Origin of the sequence: Acinetobacter sp. YH12041 (genome assembly GCF_013419975.1) — a bacterium.
Classification (GTDB): Bacteria; Pseudomonadota; Gammaproteobacteria; order Pseudomonadales; family Moraxellaceae; genus Acinetobacter.
Window position 1 is genome coordinate 34,786 of record NZ_VOZC01000015.1, and the last position, 22,321, is coordinate 57,106.

The 22,321-nt window shown below is 45.0% G+C and carries 20 protein-coding genes; 10 read left to right on the forward strand and 10 right to left on the reverse strand.

The annotated features are described in order from the left end of the window. Positions 1 to 4: 4 nt before the first annotated feature. Positions 5 to 412 (reverse strand): DNA polymerase III subunit chi, encoded by a 408-nt coding sequence (locus tag FTU00_RS11680; protein WP_004787296.1) that lies wholly within the window; start codon positions 410 to 412, stop codon positions 5 to 7. Further along, positions 405 to 1,853 carry a leucyl aminopeptidase gene (locus FTU00_RS11685; protein WP_180179747.1) on the reverse strand — a complete coding sequence of 483 codons (1,449 nt, stop codon included), beginning with the start codon at positions 1,851 to 1,853 and terminating at the stop codon, positions 405 to 407. The genes FTU00_RS11680 and FTU00_RS11685 overlap by 8 nt, the downstream gene beginning before the upstream one ends. A 156-nt stretch (positions 1,854 to 2,009) precedes the next feature. On the opposite strand from FTU00_RS11685, the gene lptF reads away from it, so the two are divergent. The 4 genes from lptF to FTU00_RS11705 all read left to right on the forward strand — a co-directional run bounded on the left by lptF (position 2,010) and on the right by FTU00_RS11705 (position 7,051). Next, a complete protein-coding gene (lptF, locus tag FTU00_RS11690; protein ID WP_034703425.1) occupies positions 2,010 to 3,110 on the forward strand; it encodes an LPS export ABC transporter permease LptF in 1,101 nt (366 codons plus the stop codon). Positions 3,111 to 3,112: 2 nt separating this feature from the next. Further along, positions 3,113 to 4,183 carry an LPS export ABC transporter permease LptG gene (gene lptG / locus FTU00_RS11695; RefSeq protein WP_180179748.1) on the forward strand — a complete coding sequence of 357 codons (1,071 nt, stop codon included), beginning with the start codon at positions 3,113 to 3,115 and terminating at the stop codon, positions 4,181 to 4,183. Between the two features lie 124 nt (positions 4,184 to 4,307). Beyond that, positions 4,308 to 5,855, forward strand: coding sequence for a 2,3-bisphosphoglycerate-independent phosphoglycerate mutase (gene gpmI / locus FTU00_RS11700; protein WP_180015005.1), 1,548 nt, complete (start codon positions 4,308 to 4,310; stop codon positions 5,853 to 5,855). Positions 5,856 to 5,878: 23 nt separating this feature from the next. Beyond that, positions 5,879 to 7,051, forward strand: coding sequence for a S41 family peptidase (locus FTU00_RS11705; RefSeq protein WP_180179749.1), 1,173 nt, complete (start codon positions 5,879 to 5,881; stop codon positions 7,049 to 7,051). Here the strand turns inward: FTU00_RS11705 and FTU00_RS11710 are convergent, their stop codons facing one another. Genes FTU00_RS11710 through FTU00_RS11720 form a run of 3 tightly spaced genes read right to left on the reverse strand, consistent with a single transcriptional unit; the run spans position 7,052 to position 10,719 of the window. Continuing rightward, entirely contained in the window at positions 7,052 to 8,473 is a 1,422-nt protein-coding gene (locus FTU00_RS11710) for a sigma-54-dependent transcriptional regulator (RefSeq protein WP_373684718.1), read from the reverse strand. 17 nt (positions 8,474 to 8,490) lie between these two features. Beyond that, a complete protein-coding gene (locus tag FTU00_RS11715) occupies positions 8,491 to 10,056 on the reverse strand; it encodes a PAS domain-containing sensor histidine kinase (RefSeq protein WP_180179750.1) in 1,566 nt (521 codons plus the stop codon). 27 nt (positions 10,057 to 10,083) lie between these two features. Next, entirely contained in the window at positions 10,084 to 10,719 is a 636-nt protein-coding gene (locus tag FTU00_RS11720) for a response regulator (RefSeq protein ID WP_005233474.1), read from the reverse strand. 216 nt (positions 10,720 to 10,935) lie between these two features. Between FTU00_RS11720 and FTU00_RS11725 the strand changes: the two genes are divergently transcribed. Next, the gene (locus FTU00_RS11725; protein WP_180179751.1) at positions 10,936 to 11,988 is read left to right on the forward strand and encodes a serine hydrolase; all 1,053 of its coding nucleotides are present in this window, start codon (positions 10,936 to 10,938) and stop codon (positions 11,986 to 11,988) included. A gap of 59 nt (positions 11,989 to 12,047) precedes the next feature. On the opposite strand, the gene thrC is transcribed toward FTU00_RS11725, so the two are convergent. The 4 genes from thrC to xerD all read right to left on the reverse strand — a co-directional run bounded on the left by thrC (position 12,048) and on the right by xerD (position 16,506). Continuing rightward, positions 12,048 to 13,187, reverse strand: a complete 1,140-nt coding sequence (gene thrC / locus FTU00_RS11730) for a threonine synthase (RefSeq protein WP_180070115.1) — start codon at positions 13,185 to 13,187, stop codon at positions 12,048 to 12,050. 57 nt (positions 13,188 to 13,244) lie between these two features. Continuing rightward, complete coding sequence (locus tag FTU00_RS11735; protein WP_005233480.1) at positions 13,245 to 14,549, reverse strand: homoserine dehydrogenase; 1,305 nt, start codon at positions 14,547 to 14,549, stop codon at positions 13,245 to 13,247. 127 nt (positions 14,550 to 14,676) lie between these two features. Next, on the reverse strand, positions 14,677 to 15,489 hold the full coding sequence (locus tag FTU00_RS11740) for a DsbC family protein (RefSeq protein WP_180179752.1): 813 nt from the start codon (positions 15,487 to 15,489) through the stop codon (positions 14,677 to 14,679). Positions 15,490 to 15,588: 99 nt separating this feature from the next. Continuing rightward, entirely contained in the window at positions 15,589 to 16,506 is a 918-nt protein-coding gene (xerD, locus tag FTU00_RS11745; protein WP_159124366.1) for a site-specific tyrosine recombinase XerD, read from the reverse strand. 176 nt (positions 16,507 to 16,682) lie between these two features. Between xerD and FTU00_RS11750 the strand changes: the two genes are divergently transcribed. The 5 genes from FTU00_RS11750 to ftsW all read left to right on the forward strand — a co-directional run bounded on the left by FTU00_RS11750 (position 16,683) and on the right by ftsW (position 22,047). Then, a complete protein-coding gene (locus FTU00_RS11750) occupies positions 16,683 to 16,943 on the forward strand; it encodes a FeoA family protein (RefSeq protein WP_004787267.1) in 261 nt (86 codons plus the stop codon). Next, positions 16,940 to 18,796, forward strand: coding sequence for a ferrous iron transporter B (locus FTU00_RS11755; protein WP_180003813.1), 1,857 nt, complete (start codon positions 16,940 to 16,942; stop codon positions 18,794 to 18,796). The genes FTU00_RS11750 and FTU00_RS11755 overlap by 4 nt, the downstream gene beginning before the upstream one ends. A 57-nt stretch (positions 18,797 to 18,853) precedes the next feature. Then, positions 18,854 to 19,105 carry a DUF6587 family protein gene (locus FTU00_RS11760; protein ID WP_180179753.1) on the forward strand — a complete coding sequence of 84 codons (252 nt, stop codon included), beginning with the start codon at positions 18,854 to 18,856 and terminating at the stop codon, positions 19,103 to 19,105. 378 nt (positions 19,106 to 19,483) lie between these two features. Beyond that, positions 19,484 to 20,830, forward strand: a complete 1,347-nt coding sequence (gene murD, locus FTU00_RS11765; RefSeq protein ID WP_180179754.1) for a UDP-N-acetylmuramoyl-L-alanine--D-glutamate ligase — start codon at positions 19,484 to 19,486, stop codon at positions 20,828 to 20,830. A 20-nt stretch (positions 20,831 to 20,850) separates the two neighbouring features. Further along, entirely contained in the window at positions 20,851 to 22,047 is a 1,197-nt protein-coding gene (gene ftsW, locus FTU00_RS11770; RefSeq protein ID WP_004787257.1) for a putative lipid II flippase FtsW, read from the forward strand. Here ftsW and FTU00_RS11775 read toward each other — a convergent pair. Further along, entirely contained in the window at positions 22,036 to 22,296 is a 261-nt protein-coding gene (locus FTU00_RS11775; protein WP_159124363.1) for a zinc ribbon domain-containing protein, read from the reverse strand. The genes ftsW and FTU00_RS11775 overlap by 12 nt on opposite strands. Between the last annotated feature and the right edge of the window lie 25 nt (positions 22,297 to 22,321).

The window sequence follows — 22,321 nt, forward strand, 5'->3', positions numbered from 1 at the left end:
TTACTTAGAGCTTAAAGGTATTTGGCTGAATGCCAAAGCGACGATATTGTTTATATTTTTCACGTCCCAGCTGTTTGGCCGGTTCATTGTTTTCAATAATCTCAATAATGTGACTAAATTTCGCATCAGGTTCAAGTGCTTCTGGATTAAAATTAAAAATAATCCAGCCCGACTGCTCTGGTAATTGAGCCGATATACAAACGGTCGCATCTGGCTGATCGATTCCATGCGGAATAAAGCTGGCGGGATCAAAGTTCCACAGCTTTTCATCCAGTTCCTGCTGTAAGGCAGGATCGGCACACAGCAGCCAGATACGCTCTGGCTGACGCAAAATTTTACGGCATAAACGACAAGTGCTGTCCACTTGTCGTTCAGGGCTTTTTTCAAATAAATAAAAGCTGACCTTAGCCATGCTTTTGAACGCGATTAGCCAGGAATTGCATTAATAGAGGTACTGGACGGCCAGTTGCGCCTTTATTTGGACCTGAATTCCATGCAGTGCCTGCAATATCCAGGTGAGCCCAACGATAGTCACGCGTAAAACGTTGCAGGAAGCATGCAGCCGTTACAGAACCGGCTTTAGGACCACCAATATTGGCAATATCCGCAAATGGGGAATCCAGTTGTTCCTGATAGTCGTCCAGTACTGGCATGCGCCATACACGGTCAAATGCATTTTGGCCAGCGGTTTCAAGTTCTGCAGCCAGCTCATTGTCTGGCGTAAACATACCGGTCAAGACTGAACCTAAGGCCACTACACAAGCACCGGTTAGAGTTGCAATATCAATCACCAGAGCAGGATTAAAGCGTTTTACATAAGTTAATGCATCGCAGAGTACCAGACGGCCTTCAGCATCAGTATTTAAAATTTCAACGGTTTGACCACTCATAGTCGTTACGATGTCACCTGGACGTGTTGCTTTGCCCGATGGCATATTTTCCGCTGCAGCAATCGCACCTACAACGTGAATTGGTAAACGAGATTCGCATAGTGCACGCAGCGTGCCCAGAACTGAAGCTGCACCGCACATATCGTATTTCATTTCGTCCATGCCAGCGCCTGGTTTTAATGAAATACCACCAGTATCAAAAGTAATGCCTTTACCCAGTAATACCACTGGTGCTTCTTCACGGTGAGCCAGATATTCAATCGTGATAATACGGCCTGGACGGTCTGAACCTTTGCTGACTGCAAGGAAAGCACCCATACCAAGGTCAGCCATTTGCTGTTCATTGAGTACAGTTACTTTAAGCAGGTCCGGATATTGAGCCGCCAGCGCTTGCGCCTGTTCTGCCAGATATTCCGGGAAACAGATATTACCAGGACGATTACCCAGATCACGTGTCAGATTTTGGCCAGTCTGAACCGCCTGAATCAATTGCAACTGTTCATCCGTTAGCGGAGTTTCGGCAGCGATGAAATCAATTTGCTGCAGAATAAATTCGTTCTTTTTTGATTTGTATTCGTCATAGCCGTAGCTGGCTTGAGTTAAAGCCAATGCAAACAGATAGTGCAATTCTTGTGGAAGTTGTGTCAGATCAACAGAAATCTGTTTGAATTTTTTTTGAGAGGCTTTAATAATGGCCTGGGCAATTTTCGCCAGTTTTCCCGCTTGTAATTCGGCAGTTTTGCCGAGGCCGATCAGGGCCGCATGCTGAGACTGGCTGACCTGTCCAATCAGGCTTAAACTTTCTGCCAGACCAGCCTTGAATTGAGATGCTTCAATTAATGTGTCTAGGTTGTTGATTTGGTATGTTGATGCAGCGCTCTGAATTTGCTCTGAGTCGACTAAAATCAACAAAGATTGACTTGATCCATTCTCTGGGAATGACGTATTAATTGTAAGGTTCATATCTTGTTTTCACGCCTGTTTAGATTTGCAAATCATTCAAGCATTGAAACATTTATCCGAATAGATTTTCAATGGGCAGAGCCACCTAGGTTTTATATTTTTGCTATTCGGGTAAACTAGCACTCGTTTTATGGAGCTCATTTTGGAAGAACTAATTTGATTATTCGGCGTTATCTGGTCAAGCAAGTGGTATCGACCTCCTTGGTGGTGATTGCCTTACTGACCCTTATCATGATGGGCGGTCGTTTGATCAAGTATTTTGGTGTGGCCGCACAGGGGCGTCTGGATGCTGGAATCCTGTTCAGCATCATTGGTTATCGTCTGCCTGAATTCCTGACCCTGATTCTTCCACTTGGGTTTTTTATTGGCTTAATGCTGGTCTTTGGCCGTCTCTATGTTGATCATGAGATGGCGGTCTTAAACGGTAGCGGAATTAGCCGGCATCAGCTGGCACGTCTTTTGATTCCGATGACTCTAGTGTATCTCCTTGCACAAGGCTTTCTCATGCTGTGGGCTTCGCCGTGGGGGATTCGTCAGTTTGAAGCCTTGACCAGTGAGCAAGCAGTACGAACCGGCTTTGATCTGGTTCGACCCAAAGAATTTATTTCTTCCGGACCTTATACGATTTATGCCGGAGATCTATCCGAAGATCGCAAAAACTTGAAAGATATTTTCTTCTATCAGCGTGCGGAAAAAGAAGGCAAGCCGGATGTGATGATTCTGGCGCAGGAAGCGACCCGAATTGAAATGCCGAATGATGCGGCCAATGTGGTCGACCTGGTCAATGGTCGCCGCTATGAAATTTATCCAGGCACGCCGCAATATACTCAAGCTGAATTTGAAAGCTATCGTTTACGGATCGAAAGTGATAAAGAAGCAGAATTGGCCAGTGATGAAGTTGAAGCCTTGCCGACCGGACAGCTTTGGAAAAACCGTCAAGATCCTGTCGTAGCCAGTGAACTTGGCTGGCGTGTCTTTGTACCATTTGCCATTGTGATTGCCCTGATTTTGTCTGTAGCCTTGTCTGAAGTCAGTCCGCGTCAGGGGCGCTATCTCAAATTATTCCCGGCACTGATGATCTTTGCCAGCCTGATTGTCGCCCTGATGGCGATCAAAACCCGGGTCAGTAAAGCAGAAATGGGCATTTGGGCTTATCCATTAGTCCTGATCATATATGCCATAGCCGGTGCATTGTTCTCACGTAAACAGAATTTGGCACCAAAAATTAAAAAACGGATTCAGCGAGTGAGGTCTTAACAATGTTAGCACGTCGTATAGTTGCCAAACATGTGACCGGAACCACTGCGCTGGCGATGCTTGGGGCAACAGCTGTTCTTTCAGGTCTGCAGGTCTTATTTACGTATTTAGGTGAATTGGGTTCCCTGAAAGAAGGCTATGGTGCCTGGGATGTCTTGAAATATGTACTCTGGGGTGCACCCAATTATCTTTATGAAATCCTGCCAATTTCGGCACTGATTGGCGCGGTACTCGGTTTGGGTACATTGGCTTCCAATAGTGAACTGATCGTGATGCGTTCGGTGGGGGTTAGTCTTTGGCGAATTGTCGGCTGGGTGATCCGTTCAGCATTGCTATTAGTCGTATTGTCATTTGCCCTGAGCGAGTGGGTGATTCCATATACCAATGAACAGGCCAAAGCGGTCAAAAGCTATAACAAGCCGGTCAAAATTGGTGAAGTTAAAGGTTACTGGACGCGTGAGGGCAATCGCTTTATCTATATTGATTATGCCAACGCCAAAGGCCAGCTGAAAAATGTACAGATGCTGGACTTTGATGACAATTACCGTCTGCGGGGCACTCTGGATGCCAAGCAGGGTGAATTCGTCAAAGATGGGGCCTGGAAACTAGATAGCACTGAACAGTTTGATATTTTACAAAACGGCAATGCGACACTGGTACAGCATGATGAGCAACCACTGGCTTTGGCCTTGCAGCCGAAATATGTGCATATGGTCACGATTGATCCGGAAGATTTATCACCAAGTCAGTTAGTGAGCTTTATGAGCTATATGCATGAATATAGTCAGGTACCTAAAACCTATCAGCTGGCCTTCTGGCAGAAAGTCGGTTCGCCATTTGCCCTGATTGCGCTGGTAGTGATTGCCTGTTCATTTATCTTTGGGCCATTGCGTCAGCAATCGATGGGCTTCCGTTTGGTGATTGCGTTATTCGCAGGGTTAGGCTTCTTCTACCTGCAGGATTTTCTCGGCTATGCCAGTCTGGTCTATGCGCCGTCACCGGCATGGTTCGTATTTATTCCTATTTTGCTGATGTTTGCTATTGGCGGCTACTTGCTCCATCGGGCCCGCTAAGCCACAGGAAAATAGAAGAAATCAATCGCAACAAGAGACTTAAACCATCGTCTGGTCATGGCCTCTTTTTGCAAAATTCGGTAAACTAGAGCGATTAATTCGTAGACGAAAAGAGTATTTCATTATGACGGATGCAACTGCTGGCAAAATCCCTCACGTTTTGGTGATTATGGATGGTGTGGGTCATCGCGAAGCGGTCGAAGACAATGCGTTTTTAGCGGCTAAACGACCAAATTTAACTGCTATGCAGGAAAAGCATCCGCATGGTTTGATCTCAGGTTCAGGTGAAGATGTCGGCCTGCCTGATGGTCAGATGGGGAACTCTGAAGTCGGTCATATGAACCTTGGTGCTGGCCGTGTGCTGTATCAGGACTTTACCCGTATTACCAAAGATATCCGTACTGGTGCTTTCTTTGAGCATGAAGTGCTGGTTGATGCTGTTGAGAAAGCCAAAGCAGCAAATGGCGCAGTCCACATTATGGGCCTTCTTTCTGAAGGCGGTGTGCACTCACATGAAGACCATATTGTGGCCATGGCGGAACTGGCTTTAAAACGCGGTGCTCAGGTTTATCTGCATGCGTTCCTGGATGGCCGTGATACACCACCAAAAAGTGCGCAACCCTCTTTAGAAAAACTGGATGCATTATTTGCTCAATATCCGGGCCAGGGTCGTATTGTCAGCATGATCGGTCGTTATTTTGCCATGGACCGTGACAACCGTTGGGATCGTGTAGAGCAAGCGTATCGTCTGCTGACTGAAGGTGAAGCAATGCGTACTGCAGCTACTGCAGTTGAAGGTCTGGAACAGGCTTATGCTGCAGAGGAATCAGATGAATTCGTAAAAGCGACTCGCATTGGCGACACTGTGAAGATTCAGGATGGCGACAGCGTCGTATTCATGAACTTCCGTGCTGACCGTGCCCGTGAATTGACTCGTGCCTTTGTTGAAAAAGATTTTGCCGGTTTTGAACGTAAGGTTGTACCGAATCTGGCGAAATTCGTAATGTTGACCCGTTATCAGGCGACCATTGATGCACCAGTAGCCTATATGCCAGAAGCGCTGGTAAATTCTTTAGGTGAGTATCTGTCGAACCTGGGTAAAACTCAGCTACGTATTGCAGAAACCGAGAAATATGCGCATGTAACCTTCTTCTTTAGCGGTGGCCGTGAAGATGAATATCCAGGTGAAAAACGTATCCTGATCCCATCTCCAAATGTTGCGACTTATGACCTGAAACCGGAAATGAGTGCCTATGAAGTAACAGATGAACTGGTGGCAGCGATCAATTCAGGCGAGTTTGACCTACTGGTTGTGAACTATGCCAATGGTGATATGGTCGGCCATACTGGTGTATTTGATGCAGCAGTGAAAGCCGTTGAAGCCGTGGATACTTGCTTAGGCCGAGTTTATGAAGCTGTGATGGCGAAAAAAGGTCATATGATTATTACTGCAGACCATGGTAATGTGGAGCAGATGCAGGATTATCAGAGCGGTCAAGTGCATACCCAGCATACCACTGAACTGGTTCCATTTATCTATGTGGGTCCAAGCTCTGCAACAATCGCAGAAGGTGGCGTATTGGCTGATGTCGCACCAACCCTGCTGAACTTGATGCAAATTCCGGTACCAGCTGAAATGCAGGGTCGCAATCTTATTGAGCTGCACGCTTAATCTTTTATAAAACAGGTCTAAGAATGATAAAAACACATGGCAAGTCTGTAGTCTTATCCTGCTTACTGATGTGTTTGAGTCATTCCGCCTGGAGTGCTGTTTCGACCGAGATGGCACTCGATGAACTGGAAATGGATGAACAGGTCTATAATGAAATTCCTGTTACATCCATCCAGGAATTTGTTCAGATTTATGGCATCGTCAAAGATAATTATATTCAAGACAAAAATGACGATGTGCTTTTCCAGCAAGCCATTCAAGGTTTGGTGAGCGGCCTGGACCGCTATTCCCGCTATTTATCTCCTGAAGATTATAAACAGCTGCGTGAATATACTGAAGGTGATCTGGCCAGTATTGATTTTGATCTGCATTTTAATCCACAGCTAAAACAATGGATGATACAAGGCCTAAGTCCGGATGCTGACTCTGCCAAACAAGGCCTTCGCAATGGTGTCACAGTTTATAAGATTGATGATCAGGTCTTGAGTGCGCTGAAACGTGAGCAGGTGCGAGATTTATTGACTGGTGCCATTGGCTCTACTTTAACGCTTCAGCTTTCTGCGCAAAGTGTACCGATTACACTGGTCCGCAATACCAAAGTGGATACCGAGATTAAATCGACTTTACACAGTAATCAGGTTCTGGTGCTGCAGGTCAAAGTTTTCCAGCAAGATACTGCTAATGAAATCAAGCGAATTATTGAAAGTTATTCAACCAATCGCCTGAAAGCAGTGCTGTTTGACTTACGTAATAATCCGGGTGGTTTATTGTCTGCGGCTGTTGAATCAGCAGATTTGTTCCTGAATCAGGGCATTATTGTCTCGACCAAGAGCCGTTCTGAAGGCAATCAGCAATTTCAGGCACTACCAGGAATTGAGTTCCAGAACCTGAAAGTTGGTATTCTGATCAATAACCGTTCGGCTTCCGCTGCAGAAGTATTTACTGCTGCTCTGAAAGAACATAATCGTGCCTGGGTGGTAGGGGAAAAGAGCTATGGCAAAGGGGTGGTGCAGAAACTGTTTCCTTTGAGCAATGGCTCTGCTTTGCAGATGACTGTATCGCAATACTTTAGCCCGAGCGGCAATATGATTGAAGGACAGGGGATTCAGCCACATTTCACCTATCCTCTCGGTCAGGATGCGCGTGAGGAGAGCTATCTGGATCACGTCACAGACTTGCTGCTCCTGCAGAAATAATTATTCCTCTTCTTCGGTATCCAGTCCGAATTTTTTCAGACGATAACGTAAAGAGCGAAACGACATACCGAGTTTTTTGGCGGCCAATGTACGATTCCAATGCGTCAGATTCAAAGCATTCAGCAGAATTTCTTTTTCAATCTTTTCTAAATACAGTTCCAGACCTTCCTCGGGGAGTTTCTTGGGAATAATGATCTGATCCGTAGATGAGGTCGGCTCTGCCAGATTTGCCGTTTCTGATAAGACAGGTGCCAGATGACGCAGTGGAGCAGTTTGCAGATGCTGAAGATCAATCTTGTCTTCATCACTCAAAGTAATAGCTCGTTCAATAATGTTACGCAGTTCGCGTACATTGCCCGGATAGTATTGCTCCAGTAAAAATTCCTTGCTCCGTTCCGTCAGTTTTTTCGCAGGAATCTCCCATTCCTGGCAGATCTTTTGAATAAAATGCTCAGCGAGGAGCAGAATATCCTGGCCGCGCTCACGCAGGGGTGGTAAGACCAGATCCATCACATGAATACGAAAGAACAAGTCCTGACGGAATTTGCCTTGTTGTACCAATGCATCGAGATCCTGATGGCTGGCACTGATGACACGGAAATCGACATCAATTTCAGTGTCAGAACCGACGGGACGAATGCGTTTTTCCTGGACGGCACGTAACAGTTTAACCTGCATAGATAGCGGTAATTCGGCGATTTCATCTAAGAACAAACTACCTCCATGGGCAGACTGAATTAGTCCTTGTTTGTCCTGAGTCGCGCCAGTAAAGCTGCCTTTCTTGTGGCCAAACAGTTCACTTTCCATTAATTCAGTCGGGATTGCACCGCAGTTAATCGCGATAAAAGGTCCTTCATTGCGGTTACTAAGACGATGGACCAGATTGGCCACCACTTCTTTCCCGGTCCCTGATTCACCAGTAATAAATACCGGAGCTTGAGAACGGGCAATTTTTTTCAAGGTGACCCGCAATTGCTGAATAGGCAGAGATTGTCCAATCAGCAATTTATGTTCTAATGAATCATTGGAATTATTCTGATAATAGTCTACTGGTTTATTTAGCGCTTTTTGCAGCAGTTGTTCCAGATGCTTTTGATTAATCGGTTTGCTGACAAAGTCAAATGCACCTGCCTTGAGTGCAGCAATGGCAATTTCCATATTACCATAGGCCGTTAGAACAGCTACCGGAAGGTGAGGGGAATGCTGGTTAATCCAGTCCAGTAATTGTAGACCATTGCCATCAGGAAGATTTAGATCTGTCAGACAGGCATCATATTGATGATCCCTAAGACATTTTTTTGCATCTTCCAGACGATGGGCAATATGCGTACGGATTCCCATGCGCATCAATGACATTTGCATGAGGGTACATAGATCTTCCTCATCATCCACCAATAAAACCAGTGGTTGTTGTTCCACAATATTTCCCCTTATTCCTTTTATGCTGTCACACGTTGACAGCTAATCCGAAAGCATGCGCCCTGTTCTTGTGAAATGTAGTTGAGTTGTGCCTGATTGGCTTCACAAAAACTGTGTGATAAATATAGTCCGAGTCCCGTTCCATGGATAGACGTGCTGAAAAAAGGTTTAAATAATAATTCCTGATCATGGGTGGCAACACCAGAGCCAAAATCCCGGACATCTATCCATACCTTATGTTCATATGGGTGAATATTCAATTGAATATGGGACGAATCCGGTGAATTATGCCGGATGGCATTACGAATCAGGTTAATTAGAATCTGACGTAACTGGGCTTCATCGAACTGAATTGCCAGTGGTACATCAATATTAAATTGAATCTGGTCCGCCACATCTGCTAAATCCTCCTGAATAAACAGTAGGATAAATTCATTCAGCTGAATTACGACCGGATGGGTTTCCTTGTTTTTCACCATATTCAGGGTGTCCTGAATAATCCGGTCAATACGGGTAGCCTGTCGGCTGATCATCTGATGCAGAACCTGTTGCTGTTCAGGTTCAGAATCGAGATAAAGATCATTGGCCTGTACAATGGCAGCCAGAGGATTGCGAATTTCATGGGCAATACTGGCGGAAAGCTGGCCTAGAGCAGCAAGCTTTAACTGTTGCACCTGCTGATTAAGTTTGCGGGCATCTTGCAGCACGAGGAGAGTCAGAGTCTGGTGCGGCACAATCAGCTTTTGTACCTGCACGTGAATATTATAACGACTCTGCTGGGATTCAAATTGAAACCGCTCACCATTTTCCAGATTCTCAAAACGGATCAGTTCAAACAAATCATTTTGAGATTGGTATAACGAAAATCTTTCATGGGCATACATTGGCTCAATACCCAGCAGATGACAGGCAGCCGGATTGCTGAGCACCACATGGTAATTCTCATCTAAGACCAGATAGCCGGTTTCAATCTGTTCCAGAATATAGCGGTTAATATTCTGTAAGCGATATAGTTCCAGCGATTGAGAAAAATTCAGGTTTTCCAGAATCTGAAAGCGCCGTACCGCAATTTGTCCCGAGCCATAGACGACAAAAAATAGAAAGGCCAGCAGGGCACTATTCCCGATATTGGTAAGCGAGGAAAAGGCAAAAATACTGCCGATAAAATGCTGGTAGATGATACTAATCACCGCAATCAGGGTGATGATCAGGGCTTTCTTGGCATCCAGTAATAATGAGGCTGAAAAAATGGTAATAACAAAAATCAGTCCGAGATGGACATTTGGACCCTGACTGGCCAAGGTCAATAAACTGAGAAAAAAGACATCGCTGGCAAAAATCAGAATGAACTGCGGCTGAATCAGGCGCTTTACCCATCTCAGCGTAAACAGCTGCACAGTATTGACGGCGACGCTAATCATTAAGGCATAGTGATAGAGTTTAGGATACTGATAATCTGTAGTCATATCAGGATAACTCAGCAGAAAAATCAGCAACAGACCCGTGCTGATAATCAGGCGGTAGGCGCTATACCATAGGCCCAGATGATATTGATTTAGTTCAGAATAACTGGATGTTTGCGCCATAGGAACCGCATTAAGCAGAGGGTTAAATTAAGGTTTAATCAGGCCATAGCGCATTGCAAGATGGGTTAGTTTAACATCACTATCGATATTCAGTTTTTCGAAGATCCGGTAACGGTAAGTATTGACTGTTTTAACACTCACAAACAGCTTGTCGGCAATTTCCTGCGCACTGATACAGTTCACAACCATCATGGCTACCTGCATTTCACGTTCAGACAGTGCATCAAAAGGGGATTGCTGGGTATCGGACAGGTAAGAACTCGCCAGCTGTTCAGCAATATCGGCACTGAAATATTTACCGCCCTGCATGACTTTATTGATGGCACGGACCATCTCTGATACAGGTGCACCTTTGGTGATATAACCTTTGGCACCTGCTTTCAATAATAGTGAAGGATAAGGTTCTTCAGCCAGGCCACTGACCGCAAGAACTTTGGTTTCAGGAGCAGTCTGTAGCAAACGGCGTGTGGTTTCTACACCACCGATACCTGGCATGTTGACATCTAACAGAACCACATTGGGATGATGCTGACGGACGAGGGTAATTGCTTCTTCACCAGATTCAGCCTGTCCAATCACCTGAACATCCGCATGGTCTTCCAGCATTCTGCAAATTCCAGTACGAACTAATTCATGGTCGTCGACAACTAAAACTGTGATCACCTAGACTCTCCCTCATTAAAAAATCGTTTTTTTGTTACATAAAGCAAAATAAGCTTGCAATGAAACTACAAAATTAGCAATCCTATTCGCAGATTAAATCTGAAACTTATCACATAGTGTCAAGAACAAAAAATGTTCGGCATTGTGTTTAAATGTAAGGCATATTAGAGGTAATACGCAAATCAATCTTACCTCTGTTAGTTGAGTGAAGGAATAGTGAAGAAAATAAACAAGTCTTTAAGGCATCTACTCGGCCTGTCCGTGTTAATCAGCATGAGCATGACAAGTTTTGCTGAAATCATTATGAATTCTGGCATAACAGAGGGCGGATCCAGCATCAGCTGGTCTTCTGATGAAGTCAATCAGCTCATGAATGATAATTTGAGCGTATCTGCTGCAGAACCTTCACCACCAGGTTCAGCAACTGTTACGACGACGATTCGTCAGGGCAGTGCACCAGCGCCAGTACCGACAAAACCTGTACAGATTATTGATAATAGTCATTTTAGTAATCAACCTGCTGTAAGTGCGCGTGCAGCTTTGGTGATGGATTCACAGACGGGTGAAGTGTTATTCAGTAAAAATACCAATAATGCTTACCCGATTGCGTCGATTACTAAATTGATGACTGCAGTAGTGATTTCAGATGCGCGTTTGAATATGTCTGAAAAAATTACCCTGCAACAGGCTGATTTTTCCTGTGCAGGCTGTAAGAGCTCAAGTTCTACCTTAAGAGCCGGGGACAGCATGAATCGTGCTGAAGCCTTATTATTTGCTTTGATGAAGTCTGAGAACCCGGCTGCAGCTGCATTGGCGCGTACTTATCCAGGCGGTCGTGCAGCCTTCATTGCGAAGATGAATGCCAAAGCTAAAGAGCTGGGCATGAATTCAACCCACTATATGGAATCTACTGGCCTGCATCCTGGCAATGTGTCTTCTGCACGTGATTTGGGGATTCTGGTCAATACCGCTTCACAGTATGGCCTGATCCGTCAATTCTCTACCACTGCCAGCTATGATTTCAACCTGGGTTACCGTGTATTGAAATCCAACAACACCAATTCACTGGTGCGTAATGGTGGTTGGAATATCAATCTGTCTAAAACCGGTTATATTAATGAAGCAGGACGTTGTGTCGTCATGCACACCACCTTGAATAACCGTCCTGTGGTGGTCGTGGTATTAGGTGCGGATTCAACTGCTGCACGTACCAATGATGCGACTCGTCTGATGACTTGGGTATCTAGCCTGCCTAAACAACGTGTTTAATCTTTTTTAAGCGCATATAAAAAGCCCTGCAATTGCAGGGCCTTTTATTTCAATCTAAATTACATATTAGAAAGAATTGATTCACGAACCTGTTCTAAAGTTGCGTCAATTGAAAGCATTACGGCATCAGAACATTGTTTGATCGCAGTATCCGGATCTTTCAGACCGTTACCAGTTACAGTACACACGATCACAGAACCTTCAGCAATTTTACCTGCTTTAATGTCACGGATTGCGCCACCGATTGAAGCTGCAGATGCAGGTTCTACGAATACGCCTTCATACATAGAAAGAAGACGTTGAGCTTCCAGAATCTCGGCGTCAGTCAGTTCATCGAACCAGCCTTTAGAATCACGAACAACCGCTTTCGCATGGTTCCAGCTTTGTGGATTACCGATACGGATTGCAGTTGCAACAGTTTCAGGATTTTCAACAGGTGCACCACGAAGGAAAGGTGCAGCACCAGAAGCCTGGTAACCTACCATTGTTGGCAGACCTTCAGGTTTAGGACCAGTGAAGGCATCAGTTGCAGCGTCGTAAACCACTTGTTCAAACTCGCCAGTAGGCTGATTTGCAACCGCTTCGGTATAACCCATCCAGTGCGCAGTAATGTTACCCGCATTACCTACAGGCAGGCAGTGGTAATCTGGTGCACGGCCCAATTCATCCACGATTTCGTAAGCAATGGTTTTTTGACCTTGCAGACGGTACGGGTTGATTGAGTTAACAATCGTCACAGGTGCTTTATCAGCGATTTCTTTTACCAGACGCATACCGTCATCGAAGTTACCGCGGATTTGCATGGTAATTGCACCATACATCATCGCTTGCGCCATTTTACCCATCGCAATTTTGCCTTCTGGGATTAAAACAAACGCTTTGATACCTGCACGCGCTGCATAAGCTGCAGCAGCAGCTGAAGTATTACCTGTAGAAGCACAGATAATCGCTTTAGAGCCTTCTTCAACCGCTTTTGTTACCGCCATGGTCATACCACGGTCTTTAAATGAACCAGTCGGGTTTAAGCCCTCGTACTTCACATAAATTTCAACATTTTTGCCAATAATGCGCGGAATATTCGCAAGCTTAATCAGTGGCGTGTTACCTTCACCCAGAGAAACGGCTTTAGTAGTTGCAGACACTGGTAAACGGTCGCGATAGCGGTCAACTAAACCAGTATAACGATTGGCATTCGACATGATGATGTTCCAATTGTGTGTAGAGCTTGGCAAGGGGAGAGTGTCCCCTCGACCCGATTAATTATCAAGCGATTCTAAACGAATTCGTACAATTTCGCCATGAATGACAGGAAGAGCTTGAATTTGTTTTAACGCTTCATCCATTTTCGCTTCCTTGACTGGATCAGTCAGGATCACGATAGGAATAAGATCTTTCAGACGTGACTGCTGCAGAATCGCATCAATACTGATGCCTTCACGGCTTAAAATAGAGGTTACTTCAGCCAGTACTCCGGTTTGATCTTCAGCATTGATCCGGATATAGTATCCAGTCGTCATTTCTTCACGTGGCAGGATTGGCAGGTCACTTAAGCTTTCAAAAGCCAGTTGTGGAATTGTACCAGCACCATCTTCAGTATAAGAAATATCACGTACGATATCCACGACATCTGCGACTACTGCAGAAGCTGTAGGACCTGCACCCGCACCTGCACCGTAATACAGTGTAGGACCAACCGCATTGGCTTGAACCAGAACTGCATTTTTTACACCATTCACATTAGCGATCAATTGCTCTTCAGGAATCAGGGTAGGGTGTACACGGAGTTCGATACCAGTTTCAGCACGACGGGCAATACCGAGGTGTTTGATACGGAAGCCCAAGTCTTCAGCATATTTCACGTCTTGTGCAGTAATTTTGCTAATGCCTTCAGTAAAGACTTTATCAAACTGTAATGGAATACCAAAAGCAATAGAGGCCAGTAATGTCAGTTTGTGTGCTGCATCGATGCCTTCTACGTCGAAGGTTGGATCTGCTTCTGCATAACCCAGCTCTTGTGCTTCTTTCAGTACATCAGCAAAGGCACGGCCTTTATCTCGCATTTCAGTCAGGATGAAGTTGCCTGTACCGTTGATGATGCCAGCCAGCCAGTCAATCTTGTTGGCTGCCAGACCTTCACGCATCACTTTAATAATTGGAATGCCGCCAGCCACCGCTGCCTCGTAAGCAATTTGCACAGCGTTGTCATCGGCAAGTTTGAACAGTTCATTTCCATGTTCAGCCAATAGGGCCTTGTTGGCAGTTACGACCTGTTTGCCATGCAAAATGGCTTCTTTAATCACTTCATAAGCAGGGTGAATACCGCCCATGACTTCAACCACCACATCTACATCAGGTTGACGTACGATGTCGAGCAGATCTGCACTTTGTTTAACTGATTCAGGTAGATCCAGATCAGGACGCGGACGACGCGTACCAACATGGGTAATTTGAATTTCACGACCGGTGCGACGTTTAATCTCAGCAGCATTTTCTTTTAATAGTTTAAGGGCACCACCACCCACAGTACCAAGACCGAGGATTGCCAGACGAACTGGTTTCACGTCACACTCCAAATATAAACAGTTTTTTACGAGAGCCTAGATCATAGCTAAAAAAGCGGCCTGACTCTAGGGTCATTTCAGAATATCTTCATCTATAAAATAAAGTTAAATAACTAATTAAAATGAGTTATTTAAGTCGATCCAATAATTCTGAGGTACTCATATAGCCACCGAGATAAAGTCCTTCAGAACTGTATACACCCGGGGTACCATTAACACCAATATTAAGACCCATTTGATATTGATCTTTCACAGGATTTTTACAAGTGGTAGGGGTGATAGATCCACCGGCAATGGCCTGATCGAAGGCTGCGCGACGATCGGAATTACACCAAATGGCTTCCATAGCAGGCATATGCTGCTCGCCACGTGGCCAGGCAATATAACGTACTTCGATGCCTTTGCTGTTCATTTCATCCATCTGTTCATGGAATTTGTGACAATACGGACAGCTGACATCGGTAAAGACATAGATCACATGCTTGGTTTTACCTTTGGCTGGATAGATCAACAGGTCTTCAGCTTTAAGACCTGCAAAGATTTTCTTGTTCACGTCAGATTGCAGTGTTTCGCTGACATTATGCAGCTCTTTATCTCCAAGGCGAATGACATCGCCCTGAATCAGGTATTTACCATCATTTGTTACATACACAGGTGCCATACCTTCCAGGCTGACCCAAGACATGTTGGGTACTTCAGTGGTTTTAATACCTGTGATTTTTGCGTTAATCCCCGCTTTTTTGAAATGACCTTCGAGCGTTGAAATCAGGCGTTGCTGTGCATTACGTTCGCTAAGGTTAGAGGCTTCACCCGTCGCCGGTGCACTTGCTGTAAGCGTATCTTGCTTTTTATCTGAATTATTGGAATTGGAACAGGCGCTCAGTCCCAGACCGGTAGCAAGCAGACAAGCGATAAAAATTTTGGTGCGGGCAAATGTCATAATAACCCTTTTTTTCTTGGACTAAAAACAGAGCATTAGCATAGCAAAAAAAGATAGAGCTACGTCAAACTTCTCAGTTTATTCTATTCAAATCAGCTCTTAAGCCCGTGGATGATGGGTTGCATGCAGTTGCTGCATTCTAACTTGTGCCACATGGGTATAGATCTGTGTGGTGGATAAATCACTATGACCTAGCAACATTTGTACTACCCGTAAGTCAGCGCCATGATTAAGTAAATGCGTGGCGAAGGCATGGCGCAAAGTATGTGGAGACAGTTCAGCCTGAATTCCGGCTTGTAGTGCGTAGCGTTTAATGGCATACCAGAAATTCTGCCGGCTCATGATCCCACCATGCTGGGTGAGAAACAGATAATCAGTCGCTGTCTTATAAAGTTGCGGACGTGCTTCCTGTAAATATTTTTCTACCCATTCACAGGCCATCTGTCCCATCGGCACTAGACGTTCTTTATTGCCTTTACCGACAATACGCAAATAGCCCTGTTTTAAATTAATCAGATCCAGACGCAGATTAATCAGTTCCGTCACCCGTAAACCGCACGCATAAAGCACTTCAAACATGGCACGATCACGTAAACCAAGGGCAGTATTAATATCAGGTGCATGAATCAGCGCTTCGACATCAGCTTCAGACAGGTCTTTGGGCAGGGCACGGCCCAGTTTTGGTGTTTTATGGGCAGCGACCGGATTGTCACTACGCAGTTTTTGTTCCCGCAGGAATTTATAAAAAGAACGTAAGGCGGACAAACATCGTGCAATTGAACGTGGACTTTTTTGCTGTTTGGTTAGTTCAATCAGCACATCGGAAATATCATCATGGTTCCATTCTGGTAAAGGTTTAACCAGACATTCAGCACACTGGATCAGATCAGACAAATAGGCATTTCGGGTATGAGGGCTCACTGTCTGGGCAATCAGATAATCACGAAAACCCTGTAAGTAACTGAAAGCTTCAGGAATCTGAACTGGACTAGGAATGCGAGGTTTTTTATTCAGCATGATGTTTAATGAAGATAATTTTTAAAAGCGAGAAGCCTGATTGCTATTCTCCACTCTAGTTTAATTTTACTGACATGTCGATGTGCTATACAGCCAAGAAGAAATGTAATTAATACTTATTTGTTAATTATTCTCATTTGTTTGTATACTGTACAAAAGTCTTAGGAATTTTCACGGTGCGTTTGTCTGATTTGAAAGCAAAACAAACTGCCATCATTCGAAAAGTTAATCGAACTACTGATGGTAAAGGCGCTTCCCACGATGTTGTGGCCAGTCGCTTGGAAACTTTAGGTTTTGTACCAGGGACTCAGGTACAAGTCATTACCAAAGGTATTTTTGGTGGGGATCCGATTCTTATTCAGGTAGGGTTTACGCGTTTTGCTTTACGAAAATCGGAAGCGGCCAAGATTGAAATTGAACAGGGAGCCGCGGCATGAGTGATACCTTACGTATTGCCCTTGTCGGTAACCCAAACTGCGGTAAAACTTCTTTATTTAACCATTTAACTGGATCCCGTCAAAAAGTCGGCAACTATGCCGGGGTTACGGTTGAACGTAAAGTCGGGAATTTTACGCTTCCTTCAGGCAAACCGGTACGTGTACTGGATCTGCCAGGTACTTATAGTCTGGATGCGACTAGCCCGGACGAAGAAATTACCCGTAATGTGGTTCAGGGTAAAATTGCAGAAGAAGGCCAGCAGGATACTTTCCTGTGCGTTGTAGATGCAACCAACCTGAAACTGCATCTGGGACTGGTACTGGAAATGATTCAGCTGGGTCGTCCAATGCTGGTGGTGCTGAACATGATGGATGAAGCACGCCGTCGTGGCATGCAGATTAATACTCAGAAACTGTCTGAACGTCTGGGTGTACCTGTGGTTGAAACAGTAGCCGTGCGTACTTCAGGCATTGAAAACCTGAAAAATGCACTGGATAAAAACAAGTTTTCTGCTCCGCAAACTGAACTCAGCGGTTTGAGTGGCGATCACCATCATCAGATTACCAGCATTCTGAAAGATGTGGTGAATTATGCCGATCAGGAAGATAAACGTACTGATTTTCTGGACAAGATATTCCTGCATCCGGTATTGGGCCTGCTTAGCTTAGCCATTATGATGTTTGTGGTGTTTCAGGCGGTCTTTGCTTGGGCTGCGCCATTCATGGATGGGATTGAAACTTTCTTCGGCTGGTTGGGCGAGTACATGGGTGGACTGATCGCTCATCCTTTATTAAACAGCTTGGTGGTTGACGGGATTATTGCCGGCGCGGGTGGGGTAGTGGTCTTTCTGCCGCAGATTCTGATTCTGTTCTTCTTTATTCTGGTACTAGAAGAGTCCGGCTATTTACCACGTGCCGCCTTCCTGCTGGATAAATTGATGTTTAAAGCGGGTCTTTCGGGCCGAGCCTTTATTCCATTATTGTCCAGCTTTGCCTGTGCCGTACCGGGAATTATGGCTTCAAGAACGATTAGTGACCCACGTGACCGTCTGACCACGATTTTTGTGGCGCCACTGATGACCTGTTCGGCACGTCTGCCAGTATATGCTTTGCTGATTGCAGCCTTCATTCCTGAGCAAACCGTGTGGGGCTTCATGAATCTGCAAGGTTTGGTGTTATTTGGTCTGTATATGGCCGGTATTCTAAGTGCACTGATTGTTTCCTTTATCCTGAAATTTTTCCATAAGGACAAGTCACAGCATATGCTGTTGATGGAGCTGCCAAGTTACCGTTTCCCGGATGTGAAAAACGTCTGGATTGGCCTACTGGATCGCGGCAAAATTTTCTTGAAGCGTGTCGGCGGCATCATCTTTGCATTATCTATTCTGCTATGGTTCCTGTGTACGTTCCCGCAGCCACCAGAAGGTGCAACTTTACCGGATATCGATTATTCCTTTGCCGGGATGCTGGGCCATGTGATGCAACCTATTTTTGCACCATTGGGCTTTAACTGGCAGATCTGTATTGCACTGATTCCGGCGATGGCAGCGCGTGAAGTTGTCGTGGCAGCACTAGGTACGGTTTATGCCTTGTCTGCAGTCGATGAAGATGCCATGTCTGAGGGTCTGGCGGCACTGATTAGTGGCGGCGGTGATTTGGGCTGGTCGATCGCGACCGGCTTGTCTCTACTGGTATGGTTTATTTATGCACCACATTGTCTGGCGACCTTAGCCACTGTGAAGCGTGAAACCGGTTCATGGAAAACGGTCAGCTTTATGACCTTCTACCTGTTTGGTTTGGCATATTTCATGTCATTCCTGACTTATCAAATTGCATCACATTATTTGGGTTAAACTGGCTGAAGGGAAACCTTGGCTCGATCTGACTGATCATGTGAATGGGAGATTGAGATGATTGAAATTCTGATTGTAGCGGTACTGGTTGTCTGGAGTGCGCTCGTGGTATTTAAAAAGGTATTTCCGAATACCTCACGCTCAGTCTTCCAGAAGCTGTCTGATACCTGTGCAGCCAAAGGCTGGCATACGCTGGCGAAATGGTTAAAACCGGCTATGGCCAATGGCTGTGGTGGTAACTGTGCCTGTCCGGCATCGGAACAAAGCTCAAGTACAAAACCTAAAGCTCAGGCAGTGAAATGGAAGTAAACTTTCATTCTGTTTAAGAATAAAAACTGAGCATGCAAATGAGTAGGGAGCTTAGAAATAAGCTCCCTCATTTTTTATTTTTTAAAAACTTATTAATTTATCTAGGTGAAAAGAATCCACTATTTTTCTATATTATGAATGGAAGCGTTATCTGATTTTCCTTTCAAGTTATGGATAGCATAGTCTTAACTTTTATTCCCATGATGGCTCCAATAAAAATTTATTAATTATTAAACCGATTAAAGATGAAGATTTAACGATATTTTTTTACGCCCTGACACAAAAAATGCCAGAGAAAGTCAAAACAGAAAAAGCATTCAAAACAGCAAAGTGCTACCATTTCGTCAGTTTTAAAATAGACCAGAAAATGGGGCGAAAATGTTAATACAACGTGGTGGATTAAAAGTCGTTGCAGGACTCGGGATTTCAGGTGTTGCAGCGGTCAACTTCTTACATGACCAAGGCTACCGCGTTGCAGTAACGGACTCAAGAGCCACCCCTCCGGGACATGACCAGATTCCTGCGGAAGTACAGACCAGTTTTGGCAAGTTTGACCAGAATCTGTTGCTCTCTGCCGAAGAAATTATCATCAGCCCGGGACTTGATCCGAAACTGCCTGAGATTCAAGCAGCACTGGCTCAAGGTATTCCTGTAGTAAGTGAAATCCAGATTTTACGTCGCGCGACTGATAAGCCGATTGTGGCCATTACCGGTTCAAATGCCAAAAGTACAGTCACTACTTTAATCGGTCTGATGGCAGCGAATGCGGGTAAAAAAGTGGCAGTTGGGGGAAATCTTGGTCGTCCAGCACTGGATCTGACCAAAGATGATCCTGAACTGTATATTTTGGAGTTGTCGAGCTTCCAGTTAGAAACCACATCAAACTTGCAGGCTGAAGTGGCTGTTGTTCTGAATATGAGTGAAGACCATCTGGATCGTCATGGCGACATGATGGGTTATCACACCGCCAAACACCGTATTTTCCAAGGTGTGAAAAAAGTGGTGTTTAACCGTGATGATTCACTGACCCGTCCACTGGTTCCAGATGCAACACCGATGCAGAGCTTTGGTTTGAATGCACCAGACATCAACCAGTACGGTATTCTCAAAGATACGGATGGCACAATCTGGCTGGCACGTGGTCGTGAACGTCTGCTCAAAAGTTCTGACATGTATATTCAAGGTACCCATAATGTGGCGAATGCCTTGGCTTGCTTAGCTTTAGGTGAAGCAATTGGCTTGCCAATGAACGTTATGCTGGATACGTTAAAAACCTTCAAAGGCTTGGAACATCGCTGCGAATTTGTTAAAGAAGTCAATGGGGTACGTTATTATAATGACTCCAAAGGAACCAACATTGGTGCAACGCTGGCAGCACTTGATGGTCTAGGCATGGCGATCGAAGCCCAAGGTGGTAAAGTTGCCATTATTCTTGGCGGTCAGGGTAAAGGCCAGGACTTTACTGCTTTACGTGACTCATTATCTAAGTATGCAAAAGTAGCCGTATTGATTGGTGTGGACCGTCCAATTATTGAAAAAGCCATTGCGGGTACAACTGAGCTGGTGCATGCAGAAAGCCTACAGGAAGCAGTAGAAGTTTGCCAAAAGCGCACTCAGGCACATGATGTCGTGTTATTGTCTCCTGCATGTGCAAGTTTTGACATGTTCTCCGGTTATCCGGAACGTGGTCGCAAGTTTGTGGCCTATGTGAATGAACTCAATTAAGAATAACAAGGATTCGTGATATGGCTGAGTTTGCTCAGACTGCGATCAATAAAATTAATCAATTTTATCAGCAGTGGGTACCTAAGTTACCCGCTGAAGTTAATCCGCGTAATGTGCTGATTTTTTGTGTACTGGCTTTGCTGTGCATCGGTTCGATCATGGTGGCATCGGCTTCGATGCCTTATGCGGAACGGATGCATGAGAATGCTTTCCATTATGTGACCCGACATGCGATCTCGATTCTGGTTGCGGCCGGTGCAGCCTTTTTAGCTTATAAAGTCCCATTAAAGGTCTGGTTCAATAACACCTTCTTTTTATGGATTATTACTATTGTTTTGCTAGTCGCCGTCCTCTTTGTCGGGACTGAGGTAAACGGTTCCAAGCGCTGGATCCGGGTGGCTGGTTTTACCTTGCAGGCTTCGGAAGTCGCCAAGGTCATGATGGCGATTTTTACCGCTGACTATGTCGTGCGTCGTGCTGAAGAGGTTCGTAATAATATCAAAGGCTTGGTGCGTTTAAGTGCTATTATGGGTGCAACGGTTGGTCTGATTATTCTTGAACCTGACTTGGGTGCCACAGTGGTAATCACCCTGACCATGCTCGGTGTATTCTTCCTGGCTGGTGCACCCTGGATTCAGTTCGGTGTTGCTTTTATAACCTTATTAGGTGCGTTTGCTGCTGCGATTGCTCTGGAACCTTATCGTTTACAACGTTTATTGTCATTCTCGAATCCTTGGGAAGATCCGCTCGGTACCGGTTATCAGCTTTCGAATGCCTTGATGGCCTTTGGTCGTGGCGAATGGACGGGAGTAGGGCTAGGCCACAGTATCCAGAAAATGTCTTATCTACCGGAAGCGCATACTGACTTCATGTTGGCGATCTTAGGGGAAGAATTTGGTTTCTTGGGTATTTCTACTATTCTGATTCTGTCCTTCACCGTGATGGTCTGCTGTATCCGGATTGGGCATCGTGCCTTGCAGCATCAGTACTTGCGTGCAGGTTATCTGGCTTATGGGATCAGTATCATTTTCCTGTTACAGATTCTGGTAAACGCCGGGATGAATATGGGCCTATTGCCAACCAAAGGGTTGACCCTGCCATTTATTAGTTATGGCGGTTCATCACTTATTGTTTGTGCAGTGATGATCAGTTTGATTCTGAAAATTGATTCAACGACCCAGCAGGTCAATCCAAGCCGGGAAGAATCAAGCTTCTAGATTAGACGGACGCTGTGGATCAGGCTGAGCATGGTCAAGTACTGTGCTCGGCATGACAGTTCCACAATTCAGGCAACGCACAAAAGCACTTTTCGCCTTGGAAAGTGGAATCAGCGGAATAAAAAATAAAGAAAAATAATTACGCTGCTGTTTTAGTTCATACCCAGAACGGGTTCGGCAGACTGGACAAAGAAACTGACTTTTCTCAATGACTTTGGTTTTCGGTCCTACACCAAAAATAAAAAACATTTTTATAGTCCTCACTCGCCTTTGT